Genomic DNA, 577 nt, shown 5'->3' with positions numbered 1-577 from the left:
ACTGATGGACGACGTGGACTTCGCGAACACCACTGGCTCGACTGGAATCGCGAGACCTGATTCCCTCGCGTGCTCACGATAGTTGAGCCCAATCGCGATGATTTCGCGAACGCTAGCAAGCGGCGAACCGAGTCGCCCGGGCTGATCGACCAAAGGCAACTTGCTCGAATCAAGTGCACTGAGGAAACGCAACCCCTCGGGAGAAAGCACATCACTGTCGATGTCCCGCACGATGGGGCGCAAGGATCGCACATTGCCCATCGCGTCCAAAAGTCCCGGGAGTTCGTACCCCGCGGGGCCGTATCGTAAAAGTTTCATGGTCGTTTCGACTTCAAAAAGAAAGGTTAATGAATATGTTCTTCAATGTGCGCCCGTCCGAAGACACGTCGGGTCGAACCAACCCTCTTCGCGCAGAAACGATAAGACTCCCGAAGCGGCGCACGGACGATCGGCCGAAGCGGCATCCACGGAAATTTTCAAGGTAGTTGTCGCCTCGACGATTAAATCTCAGGCGGCTTTTCGCTCCTGGTTACTGCGCTGTGGGGCGCCGTCCTGGTTGTCGATGCGATCCGGGTTC

1 pseudogene is annotated in these 577 nt (G+C 56.8%); it reads right to left on the bottom strand.

The features are described from left to right. Positions 1-318, bottom strand: a pseudogene (locus tag HV670_RS30420) (2-hydroxyhepta-2,4-diene-1,7-dioate isomerase); the annotation flags it as partial. Positions 319-577 lie beyond the last annotated feature (259 nt).

This window comes from Pararobbsia alpina (assembly GCF_902859895.1).
Lineage (GTDB): Bacteria > Pseudomonadota > Gammaproteobacteria > Burkholderiales > Burkholderiaceae > Pararobbsia > Pararobbsia alpina.
The sequence above is the reverse complement of the archived record's forward strand: the minus strand, read 5'-3'. Positions and strand labels throughout refer to the sequence as shown.